The sequence below is a fragment of the Streptomyces sp. NBC_00075 genome (assembly GCF_045041225.1).
Taxonomy (GTDB): domain Bacteria; phylum Actinomycetota; class Actinomycetes; order Streptomycetales; family Streptomycetaceae; genus Streptomyces; species Streptomyces adonidis.
This window is the reverse complement of record NZ_CP108243.1, coordinates 9,621,350-9,647,343: the sequence shown is the minus strand read 5'-3', so window position 1 is coordinate 9,647,343 and position 25,994 is coordinate 9,621,350. Positions and strand designations below refer to the sequence as shown.

Sequence of the window (25,994 nt, the reverse complement as noted above, 5' to 3'; positions counted from 1 at the left end):
GTCACAGTCCCTTCGGAGTGAGCAGCACCTTGAGGTGCCGGGCCCGGTCGGCGGCCAGGTCGGCGAAGACCTCGGCCCCGTCCGCGAGCGGGAAACGTCCGGTGACCAGAGCGGAGGCGTCCAGGCGCCCGGTGCTCATCAGGTCGATCACACGGGGGATGTCGAAGTTGTAGCCGAGCGTGCCGACCACCGAGCGTTCGTAGAAGACGAGTTGGCCCATGTCGAACTGGACGTCGCCGTGCCCGACACCGGCGAGTACGACGCGTCCGCCGCGCCGGACCGTACTGACCGCCTGTCCGGCGAGCGCGGGTACGCCGGTCGCGTCGATGACGACGTCCGGGCCGATGCGGCCGGTCTTGAGGAACACCTCACGGCGTACGTCCGTCTCGCGCGGGTCGAACGCCTCGGTGACGCCCAGTTTGAGCAGCAACTCGCGGCGCCCCGCGAGGGGTTCGCTCACGTAGAGGCCGGCGGCACCGGCGATGCGGGCCGCGAGGACCACAGCGACGCCGATCGGGCCGCCGCCGACGACCAGGACGTTGTCGCCCGGCCGGACTCCGGCGCGGGTGACGGCGTGCAGGCCGACGGCGAGCGGTTCGGCCACGGCCGCCATCTCGTCGCTGACGTTGTCGGGGAGGCGGGTCAGGCCGGCTATCGGCACGGTGACGCGGTCGGCGAAGGCGCCGGGTGAGGCGAGGCCGACGGAGCCGCTCTTGGGGCAGATGTGGTACTCGCCGCGCGCGCACCAGAAACAGACTCCGCAGTGCCAGACGGGGTCTGCGGTGACGCGGTCACCGATCTCGATCCCGGGTGTCTCCGAGCCCAACGCGAGGACTGTGCCGCTGAGTTCGTGGCCGAGGGCGAGGGGTGGGGCCTTGCCGGTGAGGGGGTGGGGGCTGGGGCGGATCATGTGGGGGCCCTCTAGGAACTCGTGCAGGTCTGTGCCGCAGATTCCGGACCAGGTGACGTCCACGACGGCCTCGTGGGGGCGGGGATCGGGCGGGTCCGGGACCTCCTCCAGCCGTAGGTCTCGTGCGGCGTGCCAGCGCAGTGCCTGCATGGTCCGCCCTCCTTTCGGTTCGTGGTGATCGGCTTTGTGTGTGTGCGTGCGGGCCGGTGGGGGCTGGTCGCGCAGTTCCCCGCGCCCCTGAAAGGCGGCCCCTACGGGGCGCCTTGCCCGGGGTCGTCGAAGCGGGCCTTGCCTGGGCCCTTGGTCAGGAACGACTCGATGCCCGTCGTCGCGTCCCTTGTGCCGAAGACTCCTGTGAACAGGGAGCGTTCGAGGGCCAAGCCGGTCGACAGGGACGTGTCGGTGCCGTGGTTCACGGCCTCCTTGATGGCTTCCAGTGCTGCCGCCGGGCCCTGGGCCAGCTTGCGGGCGTAGTGGAAGGCGGCCGTGTGGACCTCGGCCGCCGGGACCACCTCGTCCACGAGGCCGAGGCTCAGGGCCTCGGCCGCGTCCACCCGGCGGCCGGTCATCAGGAGGTTCTTGGCGCGGGACGGGCCGATCAGGCGGGTCAGGCGCTGGGTGCCGCCCGAGCCGGGGATGATCCCGAGCTGTACCTCCGGCTGGCCGAGGAGGGCGTCGTCCGCCGCGACCCGGTAGTCGGCGGCGAGGGCCAGTTCGAGGCCGCCGCCGAGCGCGTACCCGGTGATCGCCGCGACGACCGGCATGGGCAGCTGGGCCACCTCGTCGAAGGTGCGCTGAAGGGCCCGGTTCCAGCCCCGTACCTCGTCGATGTCCATCGCGGCGAGCGCCTTGACGTCCGCCCCGGCGGCGAACAGCCGCTCGCCGCCGTAGAGGACGACGGCCCGTACATGGGGCGAGTCGGCCAGCTGGCGCACGCGCGCGGCGAGTTCGTCGCGCTGGAGGGTGTCGAAGGCGTTCATCGGCGGGTGGTCGAGGCGGACCGTGACAACGGGTCCGTCGGTGTCGAGACGGATGCGCGGCACCAAAGCCTCCTCATCGAGGTCGTCGTGGTCGTCGTGGTCATCGAGTTCAGCTGGGGAAACGACTCGAACTCATCGGTGCGCAGATGGTTGTCGATGCGTTCACGTCGTCGTACAGTTCGGCAACAAGTTTTATAGACCAAGAGGTACACTAAATCATGGGAGCGGGCAACCAACCGGCCGGAACCCGCCTTTCCGACACAGAGCGAGAGAGACCCGTGCACAATTTCGCGAGCATCCTCGATTACCACCTGACCCAGCGGCCCGAGGCCGTGGCCGTCACACAGGAGGACCGCCGCCTGACGGTGCGCGAGCTCCATGACCGGGTCAACCGGCTGGCCGCGGGCCTGACGGAACTGGGCGTCCGGCGCGGCGACGTCGTCGGACTGCTCCTCTACAACCGGCCGGAGTTCCTGGAACTGGTGTACGCCGCCAACCGGATCGGGGCGGTCTTTCTCCCGCTGAACTACCGGCTGTCCGAGGAGGAATGGGCGTACATTCTCGGCCACTCCCAGGCAAAGGCGATCGTCACCGAACCGGAGTTCGTCCGGGCCGCCGACCGTATCGCCGGGAAACTGTCCGATCTGGAGCACCGCATCCTGGTGGACGGTGAGCCGGAGTCCGACGAGTGGACCGGTTACGAGGCGCTGCTGGCCCGGCACGAGGGCGCCCGCGTCGATCCCGTCGAGGTCGGGCCGGACGATCTCCAGCGGCTGATGTACACCTCGGGTACGACCTCACGCCCCAAGGGCGTGCGCATCACGTACGGCAATCTGCACGCGAAGAACATCTCCCAGATCGTCCACTTCGGCCTCACCGCGGCGGACACCACGCTCGTGGCCGGGCCGCTGTACCACGTCGGCGGTCTGGACATGCCGGCCCTCGCGGTGCTGTACGCGGGCGGCGGTGTGGTCCTCCAGCGGAAGTTCGACGCGCCGGGCGTGCTGCGGGCGATCCAGGAGCACCGGGTCACCAACGCCTGGCTGGCGCCGGTCATGGTCAACGCCGTCCTGGAGGTCCCGGACCGGGAGTCGTACGACACCACGTCGATGCGCTTCATCGTGGGCGGCGGCGAGAAGACCCCCGAGCCGGTGCTGCGGCGGATCATGAACGCGTTCCCGAACGCCTGGTTCGCCGACGCCTACGGGCTGACCGAGACGGTCTCGGGCGACACCTTCCTCGACCGCGAGCACGCGCTGTCCAAGCTGGGCTCGGTCGGCCGGCCCGTGCCGCACACCCGGATCCGGATCGTCGACGACACCGACAAGGAAGCCCCGGTGGGCGAACTCGGCGAGATCACGCTGCGCGGGCCGAAGGTCTTCGCGGGCTACTGGCGCGACGAGAAGGCGACGGCCGCGGCCCTGCGGGACGGCTGGTTCCACACCGGCGACATCGGGCACGTCGACGAAGAGGGCTTCCTCTACATCGACGACCGCAAGAAGGACATGATCGTCTCCGGCGGCGAGAACATCGCCACACCTGAGGTGGAACGGGTGCTGTACGAGCACCCCGCCGTTCTCGAAGCGGCGGTCGTCGGGCTGACCCATCCGCGCTGGGGCGAGGTCCCGCGTGCCTTCGTGGTGTTCCGGCCGGGGGCGAAGGCCGGTGCGGAGGAGCTGCGGGAGTTCTGTCAGGAGCGCCTGGCGAAGTTCAAGGTGCCGGCCCGGTTCGACATCGTCGACGAACTCCCCCGTACACCCTCGGGCAAGGTCCTCAAGCGGACCCTGCGCGACATCCCCGCGGAGAGCTGACCATGGCCGACGTGAACACCGACCTGCGACTGGACGGCCGTACCGCCTGGGTGACCGGCGCCGGGAAGGGCCTCGGGCGGGCCATCGCGATCGCTCTGGCGCAGGCCGGAGCGAACGTCGCGGTGACCGCCCGTACGACGGCGGACCTCGACAGCCTCGAAGCGGAACTGGCCGAGTACGGCGGCAAGGCACTGGTGCTGCCCGGCTCGGTCGCCGACTCCACCGCCGTACGGGGCATGGTGGAAGGTGTCGTCGAGTGGACGGGCCGGCTGGACGCGGTGGTCAACTGCGCCGGGGTCAGTCCGCACTTCAGCCGGAGCGAGTGGGTCACCGACGAGGACTGGTCGCGGGTGCTCGCCATCAATCTCCAGGGGACCTTCTACTGCTGCCGCGAGGCCGGGCGGGTCATGCTGGAGCAGGGGGCCGGGTCGATCGTGAACATCTCGTCGGTGCATGCGAGTACGGGGTTCGAGCGGATCGCGGCTTATGCGGCCAGCAAGGGTGGGGTCGAGGCGCTCACCAAGTCGTTGGCTGTGGAGTGGGCGGATCGGGGGGTGCGGGTGAATGCGCTCGCGCCCGGTTACTTCCGTACGGATCTCAGTGCCGGGTTGTTGGACAGTCGGTGGGGTGAGCGGATTGTCCGGGGGACGCCTCTGGGGCGGGTGGGGTCCGTCGAGGAGCTTGGGGGTGCGGCGGTGTTTCTCGCGTCGGATGCGTCTCGGTTTGTTACGGGGACGACCGTGACTGTGGATGGGGGATGGACTGCCTGGTAGGTAGGGGCAGGGAGCTGCGCGGCTTGGTGGTTCTTTGGCCTCAGGCCGGTGGGGGCTGGTCGCGCCCGCGCGGCGGAGCCGCATATCGATACAGCCCCGCGCCCCTAAAGACGGGGCGCGTCTCCCTCGGGCCTACCCGAAGAGGTCCTCCGAGACCGCCTTCACCGTGTTCACCACCAGGGGGGCCACCAACTCCAGGGACGAACTGCCGTCCCCTACCACCGAGATCGCGCCGATCGGGCCCTCGGGGCCTCGTAGGGCCAGGCCCACGCAGCCCAGGTCCGGGAAGCATTCGCCTCGGTCGATGGCCAGGCCGTTGCGGCGGCGTACCGCGCGGAGTTCGTGGTGGAGGTGGTCCAGGTGGCCGATGCTGTGTTCGGTGCGGCGCTCGATGAGCTGGGCGTAGCGGGCGTCGATCTCCTCCGGGCTCAGCCAGGCGAGCATGGCCTTGCCGAGGCCGGTGCAGTGGGCGATGGCCCGGCCGCCGACCTTGGAGGGGATGTCGACCGCGGCCCGGCCGCCGACCTTGTCCAGGTAGTAGATCTCCGGGCCGTCGAGCACCGCCAGGTGAACGACCATCCGGGTGCGGACCGCCAGGTCCAGGAGGTGGGGCGCGGCGGCCGAGCGCAGTGCGCTGTGGCCGATCTCCCGGCCGCCCAGGCCCAGCGCCCGCTGTCCCAGCGTGTAGCCGGCCACCGTGTGGCGCAGCCAGTCCAGGCGGACCAGCTGGTCGAGGATCCGGTGGGTGGTCGAGCGCGGGAGATGGGTTCGGCGGGAGACCGTTTCCAGGGTCAGGTGGGTCTGTGGACGTTCGAAAAGGTCCATGATCAGCGTGACGCGCTCCATCATCGACGGAGGCAGTACCTGCCCGACGACCTCGGAGGATCGCGAGTCCAGGCGAAGGGCAGACGTCATCGTCGGTGCCTCTCTGCTCAAACCGAAATCAATTCTAGTTCGGCGGCTTCGGCGTCAAGGTACCAACGCCTCGGTCCGCAGAGAAAGAGTCGTGCACCGATTTATTGGGGCGGTCGGTCTAATCTATGGGCAGGCAAAAAAAGTGCCGCTCCCCGGAAGGTTTCTTCCGGGGAGCGGCACGTTCGGTCGGTGTCAGCCCTGAGTGGTCAGATCCAGGGCGATGTCCACGATCATGTCCTCCTGGCCGCCGACCAGTCCGCGCCTGCCGACCTCCTGGAGGATCGTGCGGGCGTCGAGGCCGTAGCGCTCCGCCGCCGCCTCCGCGTGGCGGAGGAAGCTGGAGTAGGCGCCCGCGTAGCCGAGGGTCAGGGTTTCGCGGTCGACGCGGACCGGGCGGTCCTGGAGCGGGCGGACCAGGTCCTCGGCGGCGTCCTGGAGGGCGAACAGGTCGCAGTCGTGCTTCCAGCCCTGGAGGTTGGCCACGGCGACGAACGGCTCGATCGGGCAGTTGCCCGCACCGGCGCCCTGGCCGGCGAGCGACGCGTCGACCCGGGTCACCCCCTCCTCCACCGCGACCACCGAGTTGGCCACCGAGAGGGAGAGGTTCTCGTGGGCGTGGATGCCGATCTGGGTCTCCGGGTCGAGCACGTCCCGGTAGGCGCGGATGCGGTCGCGCACCCCGTCCATGGTGAGCCGGCCGCCGGAGTCGGTGACGTAGACGCAGTGCGCGCCGTACGACTCCATCAGCTTCGCCTGTCCGGCGAGGACCTCCGGGGTCGCCATGTGGGCCATCATCAGGAACCCGGAGACGTCCATGCCGAGTTCGCGGGCCGTGGTGATGTGCTGGGCCGCGACGTCCGCCTCCGTGCAGTGCGTCGCGATGCGCACCGAGCGGACACCCATGGCGTAGGCGCGCTTGAGTTCGACGATCGTGCCGATGCCGGGCAGGAGGAGTGAGGTGAGGGTGGCGCGCTCGATGGCGTCCGCCGCCGCCTCGATCCACTCCCAGTCGGTGTTGCTGCCCGGCCCGTAGTTGAGGCTGCCGCCGGCCAGACCGTCGCCGTGGGCGACCTCGATCGCGTCGACGCCCGCCTGGTCGAGGGCCTTGGAGATCTTGCCCACGAACTCGGGGGTGATCCGGTGCCGGATGGCGTGCATGCCGTCCCGGAGGGTGACGTCCTGGACGTAGAGCCTGGGGTTGGCGGTCACTTCGTCACCTCGGAGGAGAATCGCTGGGCGATGCGCTCGGCGACGCGCAGGGCGGCCGAGGTCATGATGTCGAGATTGCCGGCGTAGGCGGGCAAGTAGTGGGCGGCGCCCTCCACTTCGAGGAAGACCGAGACCTTCGTGATCGCCTCGGAGCGGTCGCCGGTGAAGAGGGTGTGCACCGGGTCACCCTCGGGCACGGGCGTGAACTGGACCTGCTGCTTCAGGCGGTAGCCGGGTACGTACTCGGCGACGGCCGCGACCATCTCCTCCACGGAGGCGCGGATCGCTTCGTGGTCGGCGTCGCCGATCAGGCAGTACACCGTGTCCCGCATGATCAGCGGCGGTTCGGCCGGGTTGAGGACGATGATCGCCTTGCCGCGCCGGGCACCGCCCACCTTCTCGATCGCCCCGGACGTCGTCTCGGTGAACTCGTCGATGTTGGCCCGGGTGCCGGGCCCCGCCGACTTCGAGGCGATCGACGCGACGATCTCGGCGTAGGGCACGGGCGTGATCCGGCTGACCGCGTGGACGATCGGGATCGTGGCCTGGCCGCCGCAGGTGACCATGTTCAGGTTGTCGACAGCGTTGTCCGCGGCGTTCAGGTGCTCGTCCAGGTTCACCGTCGGTACGACGTACGGGCCGATGGCCGCCGGGGTGAGGTCGACGAGGCGTTTGCCGTACGGGGCCAGCTTCTTGGCGTTCTCGACGTGGGCCTTCGCCGACGTGGCGTCGAAGACGATGTCGATCTCGTCGAAGCCGTCCATGGCGATCAGGCCGTCCACACCCTCGTGGGTGGTGGGGACCTTGAGGCGGGCGGCGCGTGCCAGGCCGTCCGAGTCCGGGTCGATGCCCACCATCGCGGCCATCTCCAGAGTGTCGGACAGGCGCAGCACCTTGATCATCAGGTCGGTGCCGATGTTGCCGGAGCCGATAACGGCCACCTTGGTCTTGGTCATCCGTGCTCCTTGGGTTCCCTGCGTTCCTTGCTGGAGAAGGTCGCTGTCACTGTGCCCAGGCCCGACATCTCGGCCCGGACGGTGGTGCCTGGCGGGGTGGGGACGAGCGGGCCCAGGGCGCCCGAGAGGACGACCTGCCCGGCGCGCAGGGGGTCGCCGAACTCCCGGGCGGTGCGGGCGAGCCAGAGGAGTGCCGCCAGGGGGTCGCCCAGGCAGGCGGCGCCGGTGCCCTCGGACGCGAGGACGCCGTCGGCGTACAACCGCATGGTCACGTCCCGGGGTTCGAACTCCTTGAGGGTGATCTGCTCGGCGCCGAGGACGAACAGGCCGCTCGACGCGTTGTCGGCGATCGTGTCCGTGATCGCGATGTCCCAGTCGGCGACCCGGCTGTCCACGATCTCAAGGGCGGCCACGGCGTGTCCGACCGCCGCGCGGACCCGCTCGATGTCGAGGTCGTCGTCGTCCAGGTCGGCGGCGAGCACGAACGCGATCTCCGCCTCGACTTTGGGCTGGAGCAGGCGCCCGCTGGGTACCTCGGGCAGCGCGGAGACGTCCATGTCGTCGAGGAGGACGCCGAAGTCGGGGCGGTCGACGCCTACTTGGCGTTGGACCGACTCCGAGGTGAGGCCGATCTTGCGGCCCACCACGCGTGCGCCGGCGGTCAGGCGGTCGGCGATGACGTGTTGCTGGACGGCGTAGGCGAGGGCTATGTCGGTGCTGCCCAGGAGGTCCCGTACGGGGGCACAGGGTTTTCCGGTGCGGGCCGCGTCGGTCAGTCGCGCGGCTGCCTCGGCGACGGGCGTCGGTTTCCCGGTGTCTGTCATTCGCATCCTCAACTTTTGCTGTGCGCTCCGCTGGGGGGGGCGGTTCTTCGTCTGCGGGTCGGTGGGGGCTTGTCGCGCAGTTCCCCGCGCCCCTGAAGACGGGGCGCGTCTCCCTTGCCCTCTGTTCGTCTGAACCGTTCGTACACCCAGCCTGAGCGGGCTCGGTGTACGGCAGGCTCGTGTGTTCCGCTCAGCGGGACTGGGGTGTCCGGTGGGGGGTCTCGGTGAGCGAGATGGCTGAACAGCGGCGGCGTGACGGCTCGTTACCGTCAGCGGCTAGCTGCTGAACGGCTGGAGGAGAGGTCCATGGTGAGCATCAACGAAGATGTCTACGACGTGGTCGTCGTAGGGTCCGGTGGAGGTCTGGTCGGGGCGTATGCGGCGGCTTCGCGCGGCCTGCGCACGCTGGTCATCGAGAAGACCGACCGGGTGGGCGGTACCACCGCCTACTCCGGCGCCGGGCTCTGGTTCCCGGGCTCCGCGCCGCTGGACCGGGCCGGCGTCGAGAACGATGTGGAGAAGTCCCGGACGTATCTGCGCAGTGTCGTCGACGACAGTTCCCGCGAGCGGCTCCAGGACGCCTATCTGCGGGCCGGCGCACAGGTGATCGACGAGTTGGAGCAGAATCCGCGGTTCGGGTCCTTCGTGCACGGGCCCGTGCCGGAGTACTACGCGGCGGCCCCCGGCGCCTCCCCCGCGGGGCACACCATCTTCCCGGCGGAGGTTCCCGCCGCCGAGCTCGGCGAGTACGCCCGGCTGGTGCGCGAGCCCCTCCCGATGGAACGATGGGGCCGTGACCAGGGCCCGGTGCTCAACGGTGGCCGTGCGCTCATCGGCAGGACGCTGGCCGCGTTCCTGGAGACCGGGCACGGCACGCTCCGGCTCAACACCGCGCTGGAGAGCCTCGTCGTCGAGGACGGCAGGGTCGTGGGCGTGGACGCCGTCAGCGAGGGTGAGCGCGTCCGGATCCGCGCCACGCGGGGCGTGATCCTCGCCGCCGGCGGTTTCGAACGCGACCCCGAACTGCGCGCGAAGCACCAGCCGCCGCTCACCGGCGAGTGGTCCAACGGCGCCCCGGAGAACACCGGCGACGCCCTGCTGGCGGGGATGGCGGTCGGTGCCGCCACCGAACTGCTCGACCAGGCCTGGTGCATACCGGGTCTTGTGTGGCCGGACGGACTTCCGCTCTTCCACACGGGCACCCGGGGCGGGATCTGGGTCAACGCCGCCGGCGAACGCTTCATGAACGAGAACCTTCCCTATGACCAGGCCGGGCGCGAGATACTCCGTCTGCACCGGACCACGGGTGTCTCGCACATCCCCGCCCACTGGGTGTTCGACCAGCGCCAGCTCGACCGGGACAGCTTCGGTGGACCGGCCGACCAGCCCGTCAGCTCCGAGTGGTTCGAGTCGGGTGCCCTGAAGAAGGCCGACACCCTTGAGGAGCTGGCCAAGCTGATCGACGTACCGATCGAGGCGCTGCGGAAGACCATCGAGGAGTTCAACACCTACGCGCCCACCGGAGTCGACGAGCGGTTCCATCGCGGTGAGACGCCCTGGGACCAGATCGCCAACTACGTGCTGGGCTTCCCCGCCCATCCCGAGCTGAGTTTCCCGGCGCCGCCCACGACCGAGTGGCCGAACGCGCTGCTGCCGCCGCTCGACACCCCGCCGTACTACGTCGCGACCATTCTTCCGGCCGACATCGGTACCAAGGGCGGTCTCAAGACCGACGAGAACGCGCGGGTGCTGCGGCCTGACGGCACCTCGATCGACGGGCTCTACGCGAGCGGGAACACCATGGCCGCGATGTCCGGAAGCGTGTACCCGGGTGCGGGGACCCCGATCGGTTCGAGTGTCGCCTTCTCCTACCTGGCGGTACTGGACATCGCCGGCGCGAAGGACTGACCTCACGGCTGTGCCCGGGACACCTTTCGTGTCCCGGGCACTGCCGTACGTCCGTTCAGGGCGCGGCGATCAGCCGTGCGGCCAGGTGCAGATCCGCCTCCGCCTGTTCGGTGGTGATCTCCTCGGTCAGCATGGCCACGAACAGGCCCCACCAGCTGTAGACCAGCAGCCGCACCCTGCTGCGCGCGGTCTCCTTGTCGCAGCGGCCGCCGAGCAGGCGCAGGAGCCGTTGTCCCAGGGCCCTCTCGACGATGTCGAACCGGGTCGGGACGACGCTCGCGTACTCGGTGAACGACGACAGCGCCACGGCCGAGGCGAGGAGCGGGCTGGCCAGCAGTTTTCCGCTCAGCTCGATGAGTGTCTCGGCCACCTCGGCCGCCGGGTCGGTCCCGTCGGCGGCCGGACAGCCGGCGTCACGGCCCCCGAGGAACTGGTCGATGTGCCATTCGAGGACGGACAGGAACAGGTAGGGCTTGGACGGGAAGTAGCGGTACAGCGTGCCGATCGCGACGCCCGCCTCCTTGGCCACGTCGTGCATCTGCACCCGGGCGAGGCCCTCGCGCGCGCCGAGGTCGGAGGCGGCGTGCAGGATGCGGACCTGACGGGCGGCCTGGCGGTTCGACATCGGAGCGGCGGGCTGCCGTACCTCTGCGGGTCTTGCCACGTCGTCGCCCCCTCATGCGGTGTCGTCGAGTCGCCGCCCCGCGTTGCCCCTCAGGAGGTCTCGGGGCGGGTCAGGAAGGCCAGGACCGCGCTCTCCCAGGCCGCCTTCTGCTCGATCATCGCCCAGTGCCCGCAGTCCGGGAGGACGTGCAGCTCGGCCTTGGGAATGGTGCGCATCGGCAGCAGCGCGTTCTCCAGCGGAGTCACCCGGTCGTCGCGGCCCCAGGTCAGCAGCGTGGGCGCGGTGATCTTGTGGAGGGCGGCCCAGATGGGCTGGTCGGAGTGGGCCTGGGCGGCCATGATCGCGGCCATCGCCTGCCGGCCGTAGATCCGGCGGGACGCCTCCAGCGTCGCCGGGTCGGTGGCACTCACCCAGCGCTCCTCGATCAGCTCGTCGGTGAGCAGGGCCGGGTCGTGGACCATCGAGCGCAGCCACTGGACGAGGTTCTCCCGAGTGGGGTTCTCAGCGAACTCCATCAACAGGTTCAGGCCCTCGCTGGGCGCCGGGGACAGGATGTTGCGGCCCACCCCGCCGATGGTGACGACCCGGCGGAACAGGTCCTTGTGGGCGACGGCGAGCCCCACGGCGACGAATCCGCCCATGGAGTTCCCGACGACGTCGACCTTGTCGAGCCCGAGGCCGTCGAGGAAGCGCAGTACGGCCTTGGGGGCCGCCATCATCGGGTTCTCGTCGGTCGGGTCGCTCACGCCGAAGCCGGGGAACTCCAGGGCGAGGGTGCGGAAGTGCTTCGCGAACACGGGCAGGTTGCCCCGGTAGTTGCGCCAGCCGGTCACACCGGGCCCCGACCCGTGCAGCAGGAGCAGCGGCGGTCCGTCGCCCGCCTCGTGGTAGCGCAACACGCCCTCGTCCGTGGGGAGTTCGCGCAGGGTGTCCTCGTACGTCAGAGAGGTGAGTGTCATGACAGCACCGTGGCACCGGGACGGCGGCCCTCGCCAGTGGGCTCCCGATCAGTGGGACGGTCCCGGCGGGGGCGGCGCGGGCTGTCTAGCGTCGTGGATGTAGCGAAGCCGGGGGCTCTCGGGCCGCCCGGACCTGACCAATGCGAAGCAACGTGAGGGGAGGACCTGATGGGTGTTCGCTCACTCGGGTACCTGCGTCTTGAGTCCAACGACATCGACAAGTGGAAGGCCTTCGGGGGCGACTTCCTCGGTCTGATGCCCGTCGAGGGCGCCGATCCCGAGTCGCTCCACTTCCGGATGGACGACTATCCGGCCCGCATCGTGGTCTCTCCGGGGGCACAGCCCGGGATGACGGCGCTGGGCTTCGAGGTCCTGGACGAGCGGGAGCTGGCGGGCCTGGTCGCGGATGTCGAGAAGGCCGGGATCAAGGTGACGGCCGGCACCGAGGCGGAGGCCGCCGCGCGCAAGGTCACGGGCTTCGTCAAGTTCAACGACCCGGGCGGCAACCCGGTCGAGCTGTTCTACGGCACGACCCTCGACCATGTGCCGGTGCAGACCCCACTGGTGTCGAAGTTCGTCACCGGTGACATGGGCTTCGGCCACGCGATCATCTCCGCCGAGGACGCGCGGACGACGTTCGAGTTCTATGTCAACGTCCTCGGCTTCATCGAGCGCAACACGATGCGCTCGCCGGGCGGCACGACCTGGTTCATGGGCTGCAACCCCCGGCACCACACCCTCGGGGTGACGCCGATGCCGGGTCCGGGGCGGCTGCTGCACTTCATGGTCGAGGGGGCGACCCTGGACGACGTGGGGCGCGCGCTCGACCGGGCCGGGAAGTACGAGGTCCCGATGATGCACACGCTGGGCAAGCACACCAACGACCACATGGTGTCGTTCTACGTGTGGTCGCCGGAGAACTACGCCGTCGAGTTCGGCTGGAACGGCCTGAAGGTGCCCGAGCCGGTGCCGGTGTACGAGATCACGGACGGCGCGTTCTGGGGCCACCACTTCACTCCGCCGCCGATGCCGCCGGCCGCCGGCTGAGCGGAAGAGCCCTGAGCCCCACGCCTCCTGGAATCGGTCCGGGGCGTGGGGCTCAGTCAATGTCACTGCCGGGTCATGTCACCGCCGTCTCACTCGACGGTGATCGCCCGTTCCGGGCAGGCCCGTTCACCGTCACGGGCCGCCCCTTCGAGGCCTTCCGGGACCTCTCCGTCGAAGGGCAGCGCGTAGCCGTCGTCGTCGAGACGGAAGAGTTCGGGTGCCGCCACCGCGCACCGCGCGTGTCCCGAGCAGGCCGATTTGTCGATGGTGATCTTCACGAACCACTCCTGTTCTACGGCTTGTTGGTCGACCCCGCGTCCACGGTGAACTGGAGGCCGGTGACATACCTCGCCTCGTCCGACGCGAGGAACAGCACCGCGTTCGACACGTCCCGTGGTTCGACGTACGGGGCATGGGTGTTCATCGCGGCGAGGGCGAACATCGGTTCCCGCTCGGCGAGTTCCTCGATCGGTACGCCGACGGTGATGCCGGTGTCACTGACGCCGGTGGGGTGGACGGTGTTCACCCGGATGCGGTGGGTGCCGAGTTCGTTGGAGAGGGCCTTCATCAGGCCGACCACCCCGTGCTTGGCGGCCACGTAGTGGGCGTACGGCACATGGCCGCGGATTCCGGCGGCCGAGCTGATCATGACGATCGAGCCGCCGGCGCCCGCCTCGATCATCCTCGGGAGCGCCGCCCGTGCCGTGTTCCAGGCACCCTTGAGACAGACGTCGACGACGACGTCCCACGCCTCGTCGGTCAGCTCCCAGGCTGAACCCGAACTCATGACGCCCGCGTTGGCGACGACGGTGTCGAGCCGCCCGAACTCCTCGTAGGTCGCGTCGACGGCGGCCCGCATCTCGGTGATCGAGCGGACGTCGGCCTGGACGGCGACGCACCGCCGCCCGGTCGCCCGTACCAACTCGGCGGTCTCCTCAAGCTGTTCCTTCGCCGCGAGCGAGTAGGGCAGCGCGTCGCTGATGTCGCGGCAGACGTCGGTGATGACGATGTCCGCGCCCTCCTCCGCCAACCGCACGGCGTGGGAACGCCCCTGACCGCGTGCCGCCCCTGTGATGAGCGCGACCTTGTTCTCAACTCGCCCCATGGCAGCCTCAGTTCTTCTGTTGGTCGGTCGGGCCGGATGGACCGATGAGGTCCTCGGCGGCCTCGTGCAGTGCGCTCAGCCGTCGCTGGAGGAGTTCGCGCTCGGCCTCGTCGCCGGCACCGAGTTCGGCGAGGCGTACGTCCGTGTCGGCGATCTCCGTGAGGAGCCTGCCGTGGGCCTCCTCGCGGGTGAGCAGGTCGAGGTCGGTCCAGTCGGAGCGCTCGGACTCAGGGCGCCGGCTCATGCGGGGAGGTTGTAGAGGCGGCGGGTGTTCAGCTCCACGATCTTGTGCACCTCGTCATCGGGTACGTCGGCGAGGACCTCGGCGGCGTAGGCGCGGCTCTTGGGCCAGTACGAGTCGGAGTGCGGGTAGTCGCACTCCCAGGTGATCTTGTCGATGCCGACGTGGTGGCGGACCTCGACGCCGAAGCGGTCGTCGATGAAGCAGCCGTGGAAGTGCCTGTGGAACAGCTCCGAGGGCTTCACGCTCTGGTTGACGTTCTGGTAGAAGCGGTGCCGCTCCCAGGTGCCGTCGGCTCGCTCCAGCAGATACGGGATCCAGCCGATGCCGCCCTCGGACAGCCCGATCTTCAGCTTGGGGTGCTTGTGGAGCACCGGGGAGAAGAGCAGGTCGGCGGTGGCGTACATGGCGTTGGTGCCGAACAGGGTGATCGTGACCGCGAACGGGGCTTCCTCGGCGGTCTTCGGCGGCTTGCCCGAGGTGCCGAAGTGCAGGCACAGGGGCATGTCGGTCTCCACGGCCGCGGAGAACATCGGGTCCCAGTAGTCCGTGTGGAAGGAGGGCAGGCCACGCGGGGCGGGGTTCTCCGGGAAGGAGATCGCCTTCGCGCCCTTCGCGGCGGTGCGGTGGATCTCGGCGACGCAGAGATCGACGTCCCACATCGGCATGATGACCAGCGGGATCAGCCGGCCGGGTGCGGTGGCGCACCACTCGTCGAGGACGAAGTCGTTCCACGCCTGGACACACAGCAGCGCGAGGTCACGGTCCTTGCCGTCCAGGAAGACATGGCCGGAGAAGCCCGGGAAGGAGGGGAAGCACAGCGCCCCCCAGACCCCGTCGAGGTCCATGTCGCGGATGCGGGCCTTCGGGTCGTAGCAGCCGGGGATCATCTCGTCGTAGCGCGTCGGTTCGAGGCCGAACTCCTCGGGGCTCTTGCCCGCGACCGCGTTGAGGCCGATGTAGGGGTAGATCCGGTCCTCGTAGACCCACACCTCGGCGGGCGACTGGCCCTCCCCACGCGGCTGTTCGACGCTGCGCGGGCCCGCTTCCCGGTACTTCGCGGGCAGGCGGTCGGTCCACAGTCGTGGGGGCTCGATCAGGTGATCGTCGGTCGACAGCAACTTCATCCATGGCTGCAACGGCATCCTTGCGCTCCCTCGGTCTCGGAGACTCTCCAGCATCGGCACATTGCGTGTACTGATCGGGTCCCACTCAGTGGAAGAAGGTGATGAAACCCCTAGCTTCTCTCGGATCATGGAGGTGAGCCAGATCCATCCATCGAGATTCAGGCTACTCTTTTATCCGACGGAAGGAGACCCCATGGGTCGAGTGCAGGACAAGGTCGTCTTCATCACCGGGGCGGCGCGCGGCCAGGGCCGGGCCCAGGCGATCCGGCTCGCCGCGGAGGGCGCCGACATCATCGCCGTGGACCTCTGCGAGGACATCCCCACCAACGGCTACGCGCTGGCCACCGAGTCCGATCTGGACGAGACCGTGCGTCAGGTCGAGAAGCTCGGGCGGCGCATCGTCGCCCGCAAGGCCGACGTACGCGATCCGGCGGCGCTCAAGGCGGCCGTGGCCGAGGGGGTGGCCGAACTCGGGCGGCTGGACGCGGTGGTGGCCCAGGCCGGGATCTGCCCGCTGGGCCCGGGGCAGACCGCGCAGGCCTTCCTGGACGCCGTGACCGTCGACTTCAACGGGGTGGTGCACGCCGTCGACGCGGCACTGCCGCATCTGCCCGACGGCGCCTCGATCGTGGCGACCGGGTCGATCGCCGGGCTGATCCCGGCGACCGTCGACAATCCCGCCAACGGGCCGGGAGGCCTGGGCTATTCGTTCGCGAAGCGCCAAGTGGCCGCGTTCGTCCATGACTTGGCGACGGTGCTGACGTCCCGGCACATCCGGGTCAACGCGCTGCATCCGACGAACGTCAACACGGACATGCTCAACAGCGACCTGATGTACCGCTCGTTCCGCCCCGACCTGGAGAACCCGACCCGCGAGGACGCGCTGCCCAACTTCCCCGCGACGACCGGCTTCGGCGTCCCCTACGTCGAGCCCGAGGACATCGCCGACACCGTCCTGTTCCTGGTCTCCGACGAGTCCCGCTACGTCACCGGTATGCAGATGCGCGTCGACGCGGGCGGGTACGTCAAGCGGCGCCCCCAAATGCCCACCTTCTGACCGGAGTTCACGCGAACGAAGATCAGGCGCCGCCCGTCATGTCGATGACCACCTTCCCGGTGGTCCGGCGTTCCGCGACATCGGTCAGGGCGGCGGCCACGTCGGCGAGCGGGTGGACGCGGGAGACGAGCGGGCGCATCCCGTCGCGGACCATCGCGGCGAGCGCCCGGTCGCCGGCGGCCACCGCGTCCGGGGCGTACTGGCGCAGCATCCGGATCTCGAAGCCCCGTACGACCGCGTCCTTGAGCAGGACCAGGTTCAGCGGGATCCGGGGGATCTTCCCGTCGGCGTAGCCCACCGTGACGAACCGGCCGCCCCGCCGCAGTGCGCGCAGGGCGGCCTCGGCGTGGTCGCCGCCGACCGGGTCGACCACCAAGTGGACGCCGCCGTCCGTCAGTTCACGCAGCCGGGTCTTCAGGTCCTCGCGGACGTAGTCCACGCCCGCCACCGCCCCGAGTTTGCGGACGACCGCGAGCCGCTCCTCGCTCGACGCCGCCGCGACCACGCGCATCCCGAGCCGGGTCGCGACGTCGACGGCGGCGGAGCCGACCCCGCCCGCCGCTCCGAGGACCGCCACCCACTCCCCCGCCGCTCCCTGCCCCACGGTGGTCAGGGCGTGGTAGGCGGTCGCGTAGGTCACGTGGAACGCGGCGGCGTGGACCATGTCGAGCCCCTCGGGGACCGGGCGCAGCCCTGTCACCGGCACCACGACCTGCTCGGCGAAGGCGCCGGTCAGCACCGCCCCGGCCACAGGTGAGCCCACCGGAGGTCCGGTCACCCCGGGCCCCAGCGCGGCCACGACGCCGGCGAACTCGCTGCCGGGCGTGAAGGGCAGGGGCGCGGGGACCTGGTAACGGTCGGCCACGAGCAGGACGTCGGGGAAGTTGACGGCCGCTGCGTGGACGTGGACCAGCACCTCCCCCGGGCCGGGTTCGGTGTCGTCGAGCTCGACGACACCGAGGCCCGCAGGGGGCCCGTACTCCGTACAGCGTGCGGCTCTCATCGTGTCCTCTCGGCGGTGGGCATCGCCGGGTCCCGGGGCAGGCCCAGTACCTGTTCGGCGATGGTGTTGCGCTGGATCTCGGCGGTGCCCGCGCCGATCGTGGAGGCCCGGGTGCGCAGGAAGCCCCACACCCAGCGCCCGCGCTGGACGGCGTGCGGATCCCGGCGGCCGAGGATGCCGTACGCGCCGAGCAACTCCACGGCGAACTCGTGCAGTTCCTGTTCGAAGGTCACGATGAACAGGCGTGACGTCGAGGAGGCGGGCCCGGGCTCGCCCTTCGCCATGATGTCGGCGATGGTGCGCATCCCGGTCAGGCGCATGATCCGCACCCGGATCTCGAAGTCGGCGAGCCGGTCGCGCACCAGGGGATCCGAGGTCGCGCCGCGCTCGCGTGCCAGCTCGATCAGCTCGTCGAGCACGCGCCGGTACAGCGCCGCCTGGTTCATCGCGCCGGCCGCGCGTTCATGGCCGAGGCTGGTGCGTACGAGGGGCCAGCCGCCGTTCTCCGGGCCGATCCGGTCGGCCACGGGGACGCGTACGTCGTCGAAGAAGATCTCGCAGAAGTGGGCGTCCCCGGTCAGGTCCCGCAGCGGGCGCACGCTCACTCCCGGGGCGCGCGCGTCGATCAGCAGGTAACTGATGCCGTCCTGGCGGGAGTCGGGCGGTCCGGTGCGGACGAGGGTGAAGAGGATGTCGGCGATGTCGGCCGAACTGTTCCACACCTTCTGCCCGTTGACGACGTACACGGCATCGGGGTCGTCGGGGCCACCGCCCTCCCGGCGCGCGGTCGTGCGCAGCGCGGGCAGGTCCGAGCCCGCCTCCGGTTCCGAATAGCCCTGCGCCCAGACGGAGTCGCCGCGCAGCATGGGGCGCAGGAAGCGCTCCTTCTGTTCGGGGGTGCCGTACTTGATGAGCGTCGGCGCGGCGATACCGAGTCCGGTGCCGAGGGGGCCGGGGACCCGGGCTCGGGCGTACTCCTCCTGGTAGATCACCTGGCGGGCGAAGTCCAGTTCCATACCGCCGAATCGGCGCGGCCAGCTCGGGCCGGCGAACCCGGCGTCGTACAGGGCGGCCAGCCACTTCTTCTGCCAAGTGAGGCGTTCGGCACGGTCCTTGGGACGGCGACCGGGGTGATGTCCCGTCAGGAAGTCACGCAGTTCGGCGCGGAAGCGCGCGTCGGTCATCGCGGTGCCATACGGATGGCGCCGTCGAGGCGGACGGTCTGGCCGTTGAGGTACGGGTTCTCCAGCATCTCGACGGCGAGGCGGGCGTAGTCGTCCGGGTCGCCAAGCCGCTTGGGGTGCGGGACGGACGCGGCGAGGCCGTCGCGGATGTCCTCGCGGAGCCGGCCGAGCATCGGGGTGTCCATGACGCCGGGGGCGATGGTGTTGACCCGGATCTGCCAGCTGGCGAGATCGCGCGCGGCGACCAGGGTGATGCCGTGCACGCCGGCCTTGGAGGCGGTGTAGGACGTCTGGCCGATCTGGCCGTCGAACGCGGCGACCGACGCGGTCAGGACCACCGCGCCCCGGTCGCCGTCGACGACCTCGTTGCCGGAGAGACGGGCGGCGGCCAGGCGCAGCACGTTGTAGGTGCCGATCAGGTTGACCCGTACGACCTCGGCGAAGGTGTCGAGTTCGCCGGGGTTGCGGTCGCGGTCGATGATCCGGAGGCGGTCGCCGCCGCGGCCCGCGCAGTGCACGACGAAGCGCAGCGGGCCGAGTTCGGCGGCGGCGTCGAGGGCGGCCGTGATCGCCGTCTCGTCGGTGACGTCGGCGCGGACGAAGCGGGCGGCGTCACCGAGGTCGGCGACCGCCTTGACGCCCTGTTCCTCGGAGATGTCGGCGAGGACGACCTTGCCGCCGCGCTCGATGATCCGGCGGGCGGTGGCCAGACCGAGGCCGGAGGCGCCCCCGGTGACCAGCGCCGACGATCCGTCGATGTTCACATCAAACTCCTTACAGGCCCAGGGACTTGCTGATGATGGTCTTGAGGACCTCGCTGGTGCCGCCGTAGATACGGGTCACCCGGGCGTCCGTGTAGAGCCGGGCGATCGGCGATTCGAGGATGTAGCCGTAGCCGCCGTGCAGTTGGAGGCAGCGGTCGACGACCCGGCCCTGTGTCTCGGTGCAGAACAGCTTGGTCCTGGCCGCGTCCACGGGACTCAGCTCACCGGCGACGAGCGCGGTGATCGCCGCGTCCAGCAGGGCCTGGGCCGCCGTCAACTCGGTGTCCAGGGCGGCGAGTTCGAACTTGGTGTTCTGGAAGTGGGCGACCGGTTTCCCGAAGACGGTCCGGTCGCGTACGTAGGTGACGGTCAGGTCGATCGCGGCGCGGGCCTGGGCGACGGCGCCGACCGCGATGGCCAGCCGTTCCTGGGCCAGGTTGCGGCCGAGGAGGGAGAAGGCGGCGCCTTCTTCACCGAGCAGGTTGGCGGCGGGGACGCGGACGCCGTCGAAGGACAGCTCCACGGTGTCCTGGACCTGGAGTCCGATCTTCTCCAGCTTGCGCCCGACGGTGAACCCGGGCATGCCCTTCTCCACCACCAGCAGGGACAGCCCGGCGCGCCGGTTGTCCGGGTCGGTGGCGGTACGGGCCACGACGATCACCAGGTCGGCGTGGTGGCCGCCGGTGATGAAGGTCTTCGCTCCGCTGAGGACGTAGTGGTCACCGTCGCGGACCGCCTTGGTCGTGACGCCGGCGAGGTCCGAGCCCGTGCCGGGTTCGCTCATCGCGACGGCGGTGTACAGCTCGCCCGAGGCCAGCCCCGGGAACCAGCGGGCCCGCTGCTCGGCGTTGGCCAGTCCCGTGAAGTACGGGACGACGACGTCGAGATGGGTGCGCAGGCCGCCCAGGGTCACGCCGGCGCGGGCGCACTCCTCCTGGATGACGACGTTGAAGCGGTAGTCGTCCTGACCGCCTCCGCCGTACTCCTCGGGGATCGCCGTGCCGATGATGCCGAGCTTGCCCAGTGCGGTGAACAGATCACGGGGGACGAGGCCGGCGCGGCGCCAGTCCTCGTACACCGGGAGCACTTCGCGGGCGAGGAAGTCACGGACCAGGAGACGGAAGTCCTCGTGATCCTGTTCGAACAGGGTCCGACGCATCGAAGCTCCTTCGGTGGACCCTATTGAGTATACGTAATTACCTTCCTCGGTCTAGAGGTTCTTGCCGTAGGCAGGGGAAGTGTCAGTGCCACCAGGGAATGAGTGCATCCAAATGACGGCCCATACGGTGGCGGGCGATTCCGGCGTCGCCCTGCACGATCGCGTCGAGGATGCGCTGGTGCACGTGCTGGACCTCGTCGGCCGCCGTGTCACCGGGCAGCGGGCGGTCGTGGCCGGAGGCGTGCCGGCGGAACAGTTCGGTGATGATCGCGAGGAAGAGCGACAGCACCGGGTTGTCGGCCAGGGCCGCCAGTTCGGAGTGGAACAGGTCGGCCTTGCGGAGGTCGTCGGCCGGGCCCTCGGTGGCCCACCGGACGGCCTTCGTGAGGCGCTCGACGACCTCGGTGTCGCCCGCGGCGTGCCGGGCGGTCACCCTGGCGATGATGCCGAGTTCGATCGCGTTGCGCACGATCCGCAGGTCGTCGGCGGTGACGCCCTGGTATTCGAGGAAGAGGGCCATCGTGTCGATGCTGGCCTGCGGTTCCGGCTCGGTGACCACCAGACCTCCGCCGGGGCCACGGCGCATCCGGGCGACCTGGTGGTACTCAAGGAGCCGGACGGCCTCCCGCAGGACGGCCCGGCTGATGCCGTAGCGGGCCAGCAGATCGGCCTCCGAGCCGAGCACCATGCCGACCTGCCAGCCCCGCGCGGCGATGTCGTCGTGGATCCGGGCGGCCACCACCTCGGCGAGCTTCGCCCGCGCTCCCTCGACCAGTTCGGGCTCGATCACGTTCCCCGCGATCCGCTGCCCGCGCCGCACCCGGTGCTTCTCGATCCAGGCGGCGACCGACTCCAGATGGGCGGTGAGTTCGGTCTGCGCACGGGCACCGTCATCGGCGATCACGGCCTCGACGACCGCGCGGTGGGCCCGGTGCGAGGTCTCCTTGGCCATGTGCATCTCCGCCTTCGAGGTACGGCGGGAGGTGTGCGCGTACCGGGCGGTGAGGCGGGTGAGCACGTCGATGAACAGGTGCAGCACCGGGTTTCCGGACAGCTGGCCGAGCACCGGGTGCAGGGGGTCCTGCGAGTGGACCGACGGGTCGTCCCAGTGGGCGAGTTCGCTGTCGAGCGTGGCTCGGAGGGTGGCGATGCCCTCCTCGGTGATGCGGTCGGCGGCGAGGCCGGCGGCGATCGGTTCGAGGAGCTGGCGCGCCTGGAGCAGGTCCGTGACGCTGGTGCCGACGTATTCCAGGTAGATCACCATGGCCCGGGTCGCCGGTCCCGCGTCGGGGGCGCAGACGATCAGGCCGCCGTTCGGGCCGCGCCGCATCCGGGCGACCTGGTGGTGCTCGACCAGCCGTACGGCCTCACGCAGTACGGCACGGCTCACGCCGAGGCGCTCGCGCAGGTCGACCTCGGAGCCCAGGGACTCGCCGACGGGCCAGCCCTGACGGATCACGGTCGCCTCGATGCGCTGCGCGGTCTGCGCGGCCAGCTTGCCGACCGGGACACCGGCCTCGCCGTCGGCGGGTTCGCGATCGACGGCAGTCGCCATGGGGCCAACTCCTCAGAGGGGGTATTGCGGATCCCCAGTCTATTCGCCGGTGGCACGGGTCACGTGCGGGTCGGGCACCTGATGCCGAGATCGGGTCCGTGTTACCCGTTCTCGCTCCTACTTGTTCCCGGTCTCTGGCGGGAGCGAGTAGGCACAGTTAGAGTACCCTCATTTCGAGATCGTGCGCATGACGACGACGTTAAGGAGCCGGCAGCGATGCGACTGGAGTCCACCCCCGAACTCGAGGCGTTCCGCAGGAAAGTGCGGGCCTTCGTCGCGGAACACGCGCCCGGCGTCAAGACCCACTCCGGTGTACGGGCCCCCGAGCCCGCGCTGATGCCGGCGATCCGGGAGTGGACCGCGAAGCTGTACGGGGCGGGCTTCCTCGGCATCGACTGGCCCGCCGAGTACGGTGGCCGGCCCGACGCCCACCCCCTCGAACCGTTCGTCGTCGCCGAGGAGATCGCCCGCGCCCGCACCTGGCCGCCGGTCGGCGCGGCCTCGCTGGCCTCGGGCGCGCTGCTGGATTTCGGCACCGACGACCAGCGGACGCGGTTTCTGCCCCGGATCCGGGCCTGCGAGGACGTGTGGTGCCAGCTGTTCAGCGAGCCCGAGGCGGGGAGTGATCTGGCCTCGCTGCGGACTCGGGCGCGACTGGAAGGGGAGGGCGACGACGCGGTGTTCGTCGTCGACGGGCAGAAGGTGTGGACGACCAACGGGCAGCACGCCGACATGGGGTACCTGCTCGCCCGTACCGACGGTGACGCGCCCAAGCACAAGGGGATCACCGCGTTCGCGCTGGACATGCGCAGTCCGGGGGTCGAGATCCGCCCGTTGCGCGAGATCACCGGGACCACCGACTTCAACGAGGTGTTCCTCGACGGTGTCCGGATTCCGGCCGCGAACGTCATCGGGCGGGTGAACGACGGCTGGCGGGTGGCGATGAGCAGCCTTGGGCGTGAGCGGTCCGGGGTGGCCGCGCGGGGCGCCGAGTTGTTCGCCGTACTGGATGATCTGGTGCGGCTTGCCGAGGGCTCGCTGGAGGACTCGGCGACCCGGCAGGCTGTCGGGGAGTTGGCTGCGCGGGTGCAGGTGAATGCGGCGATGATCTCGATGGCTCAGTCGCGGATGTTGCACGGGGCCGAGGAGCCTGCGGATGCGCTCCTCGGGAAGATCTTCTTCAGTGAGCTGAACCATGATCTGGCTGATTTCGGTGTGCGGTTGCAGGGGACCGAGGGGTTGCTTGTCGAGGGGGATGCGGGGGTTCTGGCGGGTGGGTGGTGGCAGGACGCGCATCTGTACTCGCGGGCGTTCACCATTGCTGGTGGGGCCAACGAGGTACTGCGTACGCAGGTTGCTGAGCGGGGGTTGGGGTTGCCTCGGTAGCCACTCCGTGGGGGGGCGCGATGGGTTGTTTTTTGTCTGCTGCGCCGTCGTGGCTTGTCGCGCAGTTCCCCGCGCCCCTAAAGGCCCCAGGAACCCCCCTCTGGATCAGATCAGCTCGATGATCGTTGCGTTTGCTGTGCCGCCGCCCTCGCACATGGTCTGCAAGCCGTAGCGCAGGTTCTGTTGGCGCATCCTTGCCAGGAGCCTCGTCATCAGGATGGCGCCCGAGCCGCCCAGCGGGTGGCCTACGCCTATCGCGCCGCCCAGGGGGTTCAGGCGCTCGGGGTCGGCGCCCGTTTCTGCCAGCCATGCCAACGGGACCGGGGCGAAGGCCTCGTTGACCTCGTAGACGCCCATGTCCTCGATCGACAGGCCCGAGCGGTGGAGGACCTTCTCCGTCGCGGGGATCGGGCCCAGGAGCATGGTGATCGGGTCCGCGCCGCTCACCGCTCCGCTGTGGTAGCGGGCGATCGGGGTGAGGCCCAGCTCGCGGGCTCGTTCCGGGGTGGTGATGAGCAGAGCCGCGGCGCCGTCGGAGATCTGGGAGGCGTTGCCGGCGTGGATCACGCCGTCCTCCTTGAAGGACGGCTTGAGCTTGGCCAGGGTGTCGGGGCTTGTGCCGCGTCGTAGGCCCTCGTCCGTCGTGAACTTGGTGCCGTCCACCTCGATCGGCACGATGTGGTCGTCGAAGACACCCGCGTCGATCGCCGCCGCCGCTTTCGCGTGCGACTCCGAGGCGAACTCGTCCAGCCGGTGGCGGCTCAACTTCCAGCGCTCAGCGATGAGTTCGGCTCCGACGCCCTGGCTGAACTCGAAGCCGTCGTAGCGGGCGATGGCGGCGGGTCCGTACGGCTGTCCCGTGGTCCGGTGCGAGCCGAGCGGCACCCTGCTCATGGTCTCGACTCCGCCCGCGACCACGATGTCGTACTGCCCCGCCATGACGGCGTGCGCGGCCTGGTCGACCGCCTGTTGGCTGGAGCCGCAGGCCCGGTTGACCGTGACGGCCGGGACGTGTTCGGGCCAGCCCGCCGCGAGTACGGCGAAGCGGCCGACGTTGCTGGACTGGTCGCCGATCTGGGTGACACAGCCCCAGACCACGTCGTCCACCGTGCCGGGGTCGATCCCGGTGCGTTCGACGAGGGCCTTGAGCACCTCGGCCGACAGATCCGCCGCGTGCACCGATGCCAGCGAGCCGTTGCGCTTGCCGATCGGAGTGCGTACGGCGTCGACGATGACGGCGTCTCGCATGACAACTCCCTGGTCAGTCAGGTCGGTTGGGTAGTTCCAGCTACTTCGTCTATTCGGGTCGGTCGGGTTGCTCGGGTTGGTCGTCCGGGAAGCGCACGCCCCAGTCGCGGAACACCTCTCGGGTGTCCGCGCCGACTTCCGGGGCCACCCGGCCCGCGCTCGACGGCGTCGCCGAGAAGCGGGGTGCCGCCGCGGGCTGGATCACTCCGTCGCGCGTGAACAGGCTTGCTCGCGCGGCCAGATGGGGGTGGGCTGCCGCCTCGGTGAGGCTCAGTACGGGGGCCACGCAGGCGTCGGTGCCCTCGAACAGTGCCGCCCACTCGTCCCGGGTGCGCTCCGCGAACCGCTTCTCCAGCAGTTGCCGCAGCTGCGGCCAGGTCGAACGGTCGTGCTGGCGGTCCGGATCGACGCCCAGGTCCAGCAGCTCGACCAGGCGCCGGTAGAACTTGCGTTCAAGCGCGCCGACGGCGACATGGCGGCCGTCCCGGGTCTCGTACACGGCGTAGAAGGGCCAGCCTCCGTCGAAGCGGTTGACGCCTCGTTCGTCGGTCCACTCGTCGCGCGCGAGCTTGGCGAAGGTGCTGGCGAGGAGGTGGGCGGTGCCGTCGACTATGGCCGCGTCGACGACCTGTCCTTTTCCGGTGCGCGTGGCTGCGTGCAGGGCGGCCAGGACGCCGATCACGAGGTAGGCGCCGCCGCCCCCGAAGTCGCCGACGAGGTTCAGGGGGATCTGCGGCGGTCCGCCGGCCTCCCCCATCGCGCCCAGCGCGCCCGTCAGCGCGATGTAGGTGATGTCGTGTCCGGCGGCTGCGGCCAGCGGCCCGTCCTGGCCCCAGCCGGTCATCCGGCCGTAGACCAGGCGGGGGTTGCGGGCCAGGCAGTCGTGCGGTCCGATGCCGAGGCGTTCGGTGACTCCGGGGCGGAACCCCTCGATCAACACGTCGGCGCGCTCGACGAGTTGGAGGAGTGCGGCGGCTCCGGCCGGATCCTTGAGGTCCAGTACGACCGACCGTTTCCCCCGGTTGAGGACATCCGCAGGTCCGCCCGCGTCCGGTTCGTCCGCGCGCCCGGGCCGGTCCACCCGGACGACCTCCGCCCCGAGGTCGGCCAGCAGCATCCCGGCGAACGGCCCCGGCCCGATGCCACCGAGTTCGACCACCCGGCAGCCGACGAGAGGTCCCGTTCCTGTCGTCATGGTCACCCCTCCCAGCCCACCCATATTACGGACACTCAATTCCGTGGACCTGC

The 25,994-nt window shown here is 70.0% G+C and carries 25 protein-coding genes; 6 read left to right on the top strand and 19 right to left on the bottom strand.

Annotation, left to right across the window (positions count from 1 at the left end):
- Position 1 precedes the first annotated feature (1 nt).
- Complete coding sequence (locus tag OG787_RS42320; RefSeq protein WP_405538855.1) at positions 2-1,060, bottom strand: 2,3-butanediol dehydrogenase; 1,059 nt, start codon at positions 1,058-1,060, stop codon at positions 2-4.
- Between the two features lie 101 nt (positions 1,061-1,161).
- Positions 1,162-1,890 (bottom strand): enoyl-CoA hydratase/isomerase family protein, encoded by a 729-nt coding sequence (locus tag OG787_RS42315; protein WP_369032634.1) that lies wholly within the window; start codon positions 1,888-1,890, stop codon positions 1,162-1,164.
- Positions 1,891-2,168: 278 nt separating this feature from the next.
- On the opposite strand from OG787_RS42315, the gene OG787_RS42310 reads away from it, so the two are divergent.
- A complete protein-coding gene (locus OG787_RS42310) occupies positions 2,169-3,701 on the top strand; it encodes a long-chain fatty acid--CoA ligase (RefSeq protein WP_369032515.1) in 1,533 nt (510 codons plus the stop codon).
- Between the two features lie 2 nt (positions 3,702-3,703).
- Complete coding sequence (locus OG787_RS42305; protein WP_405538854.1) at positions 3,704-4,474, top strand: SDR family NAD(P)-dependent oxidoreductase; 771 nt, start codon at positions 3,704-3,706, stop codon at positions 4,472-4,474.
- 132 nt (positions 4,475-4,606) lie between these two features.
- Here the strand turns inward: OG787_RS42305 and OG787_RS42300 are convergent, their stop codons facing one another.
- The 4 genes from OG787_RS42300 to OG787_RS42285 form a co-directional block, all read right to left on the bottom strand.
- Positions 4,607-5,389, bottom strand: a complete 783-nt coding sequence (locus OG787_RS42300) for an IclR family transcriptional regulator (RefSeq protein ID WP_405538853.1) — start codon at positions 5,387-5,389, stop codon at positions 4,607-4,609.
- Between the two features lie 192 nt (positions 5,390-5,581).
- On the bottom strand, positions 5,582-6,598 hold the full coding sequence (dmpG, locus tag OG787_RS42295; protein ID WP_405538851.1) for a 4-hydroxy-2-oxovalerate aldolase: 1,017 nt from the start codon (positions 6,596-6,598) through the stop codon (positions 5,582-5,584).
- Complete coding sequence (locus OG787_RS42290; RefSeq protein ID WP_405538849.1) at positions 6,595-7,554, bottom strand: acetaldehyde dehydrogenase (acetylating); 960 nt, start codon at positions 7,552-7,554, stop codon at positions 6,595-6,597. The genes dmpG and OG787_RS42290 overlap by 4 nt, the downstream gene beginning before the upstream one ends.
- Entirely contained in the window at positions 7,551-8,378 is an 828-nt protein-coding gene (locus tag OG787_RS42285) for a 2-keto-4-pentenoate hydratase (RefSeq protein WP_405538848.1), read from the bottom strand. Before OG787_RS42285 ends, OG787_RS42290 begins: the two co-directional genes overlap by 4 nt.
- A 306-nt stretch (positions 8,379-8,684) precedes the next feature.
- On the opposite strand from OG787_RS42285, the gene OG787_RS42280 reads away from it, so the two are divergent.
- Positions 8,685-10,286 carry an FAD-dependent oxidoreductase gene (locus OG787_RS42280; protein ID WP_405538847.1) on the top strand — a complete coding sequence of 534 codons (1,602 nt, stop codon included), beginning with the start codon at positions 8,685-8,687 and terminating at the stop codon, positions 10,284-10,286.
- A gap of 55 nt (positions 10,287-10,341) precedes the next feature.
- Here the strand turns inward: OG787_RS42280 and OG787_RS42275 are convergent, their stop codons facing one another.
- Positions 10,342-10,950, bottom strand: coding sequence for a TetR family transcriptional regulator (locus OG787_RS42275; protein ID WP_405538846.1), 609 nt, complete (start codon positions 10,948-10,950; stop codon positions 10,342-10,344).
- 50 nt (positions 10,951-11,000) lie between these two features.
- Complete coding sequence (locus OG787_RS42270) at positions 11,001-11,870, bottom strand: alpha/beta fold hydrolase (RefSeq protein ID WP_405538844.1); 870 nt, start codon at positions 11,868-11,870, stop codon at positions 11,001-11,003.
- 168 nt (positions 11,871-12,038) lie between these two features.
- Here OG787_RS42270 and OG787_RS42265 point away from each other — a divergent pair, with 168 nt between their 5' ends.
- Positions 12,039-12,917 (top strand): VOC family protein, encoded by an 879-nt coding sequence (locus tag OG787_RS42265; RefSeq protein ID WP_405538842.1) that lies wholly within the window; start codon positions 12,039-12,041, stop codon positions 12,915-12,917.
- Between the two features lie 89 nt (positions 12,918-13,006).
- On the opposite strand, the gene OG787_RS42260 is transcribed toward OG787_RS42265, so the two are convergent.
- From OG787_RS42260 to OG787_RS42245, 4 genes are read right to left on the bottom strand one after another with little or no spacing between them, the layout of a single operon-like run.
- Positions 13,007-13,195, bottom strand: coding sequence for a ferredoxin (locus tag OG787_RS42260; RefSeq protein ID WP_389354092.1), 189 nt, complete (start codon positions 13,193-13,195; stop codon positions 13,007-13,009).
- 14 nt (positions 13,196-13,209) lie between these two features.
- Positions 13,210-14,022: a mycofactocin-coupled SDR family oxidoreductase gene (locus tag OG787_RS42255; RefSeq protein WP_405538841.1), complete on the bottom strand. Its 813-nt coding sequence runs from the start codon at positions 14,020-14,022 to the stop codon at positions 13,210-13,212.
- A 7-nt stretch (positions 14,023-14,029) separates the two neighbouring features.
- The gene (locus tag OG787_RS42250) at positions 14,030-14,266 is read right to left on the bottom strand and encodes a hypothetical protein (protein ID WP_405538840.1); all 237 of its coding nucleotides are present in this window, start codon (positions 14,264-14,266) and stop codon (positions 14,030-14,032) included.
- The gene (locus OG787_RS42245; RefSeq protein ID WP_405538838.1) at positions 14,263-15,408 is read right to left on the bottom strand and encodes an amidohydrolase family protein; all 1,146 of its coding nucleotides are present in this window, start codon (positions 15,406-15,408) and stop codon (positions 14,263-14,265) included. The genes OG787_RS42250 and OG787_RS42245 overlap by 4 nt, the downstream gene beginning before the upstream one ends.
- 175 nt (positions 15,409-15,583) lie before the next feature.
- On the opposite strand from OG787_RS42245, the gene OG787_RS42240 reads away from it, so the two are divergent.
- On the top strand, positions 15,584-16,447 hold the full coding sequence (locus OG787_RS42240; protein ID WP_405538836.1) for a mycofactocin-coupled SDR family oxidoreductase: 864 nt from the start codon (positions 15,584-15,586) through the stop codon (positions 16,445-16,447).
- Between the two features lie 22 nt (positions 16,448-16,469).
- On the opposite strand, the gene OG787_RS42235 is transcribed toward OG787_RS42240, so the two are convergent.
- The 5 genes from OG787_RS42235 to OG787_RS42215 all read right to left on the bottom strand — a co-directional run bounded on the left by OG787_RS42235 (position 16,470) and on the right by OG787_RS42215 (position 22,112).
- A complete protein-coding gene (locus tag OG787_RS42235) occupies positions 16,470-17,450 on the bottom strand; it encodes an NADPH:quinone oxidoreductase family protein (RefSeq protein WP_405538835.1) in 981 nt (326 codons plus the stop codon).
- On the bottom strand, positions 17,447-18,634 hold the full coding sequence (locus tag OG787_RS42230; protein WP_405538834.1) for an acyl-CoA dehydrogenase family protein: 1,188 nt from the start codon (positions 18,632-18,634) through the stop codon (positions 17,447-17,449). The genes OG787_RS42235 and OG787_RS42230 overlap by 4 nt, the downstream gene beginning before the upstream one ends.
- Complete coding sequence (locus OG787_RS42225; protein ID WP_405538833.1) at positions 18,631-19,398, bottom strand: SDR family NAD(P)-dependent oxidoreductase; 768 nt, start codon at positions 19,396-19,398, stop codon at positions 18,631-18,633. Before OG787_RS42225 ends, OG787_RS42230 begins: the two co-directional genes overlap by 4 nt.
- A 10-nt stretch (positions 19,399-19,408) precedes the next feature.
- Positions 19,409-20,557 carry an acyl-CoA dehydrogenase family protein gene (locus OG787_RS42220; RefSeq protein ID WP_405538832.1) on the bottom strand — a complete coding sequence of 383 codons (1,149 nt, stop codon included), beginning with the start codon at positions 20,555-20,557 and terminating at the stop codon, positions 19,409-19,411.
- 82 nt (positions 20,558-20,639) lie between these two features.
- On the bottom strand, positions 20,640-22,112 hold the full coding sequence (locus OG787_RS42215; RefSeq protein ID WP_405538831.1) for a FadR/GntR family transcriptional regulator: 1,473 nt from the start codon (positions 22,110-22,112) through the stop codon (positions 20,640-20,642).
- 216 nt (positions 22,113-22,328) lie between these two features.
- Here OG787_RS42215 and OG787_RS42210 point away from each other — a divergent pair, with 216 nt between their 5' ends.
- Positions 22,329-23,498 (top strand): acyl-CoA dehydrogenase family protein, encoded by a 1,170-nt coding sequence (locus tag OG787_RS42210; RefSeq protein WP_405538830.1) that lies wholly within the window; start codon positions 22,329-22,331, stop codon positions 23,496-23,498.
- Positions 23,499-23,603: 105 nt separating this feature from the next.
- Here the strand turns inward: OG787_RS42210 and OG787_RS42205 are convergent, their stop codons facing one another.
- Positions 23,604-24,746 carry a thiolase family protein gene (locus OG787_RS42205; RefSeq protein ID WP_405538829.1) on the bottom strand — a complete coding sequence of 381 codons (1,143 nt, stop codon included), beginning with the start codon at positions 24,744-24,746 and terminating at the stop codon, positions 23,604-23,606.
- A 49-nt stretch (positions 24,747-24,795) separates the two neighbouring features.
- Positions 24,796-25,941 (bottom strand): CaiB/BaiF CoA transferase family protein, encoded by a 1,146-nt coding sequence (locus tag OG787_RS42200; RefSeq protein WP_405538828.1) that lies wholly within the window; start codon positions 25,939-25,941, stop codon positions 24,796-24,798.
- Positions 25,942-25,994: the final 53 nt, after the last annotated feature.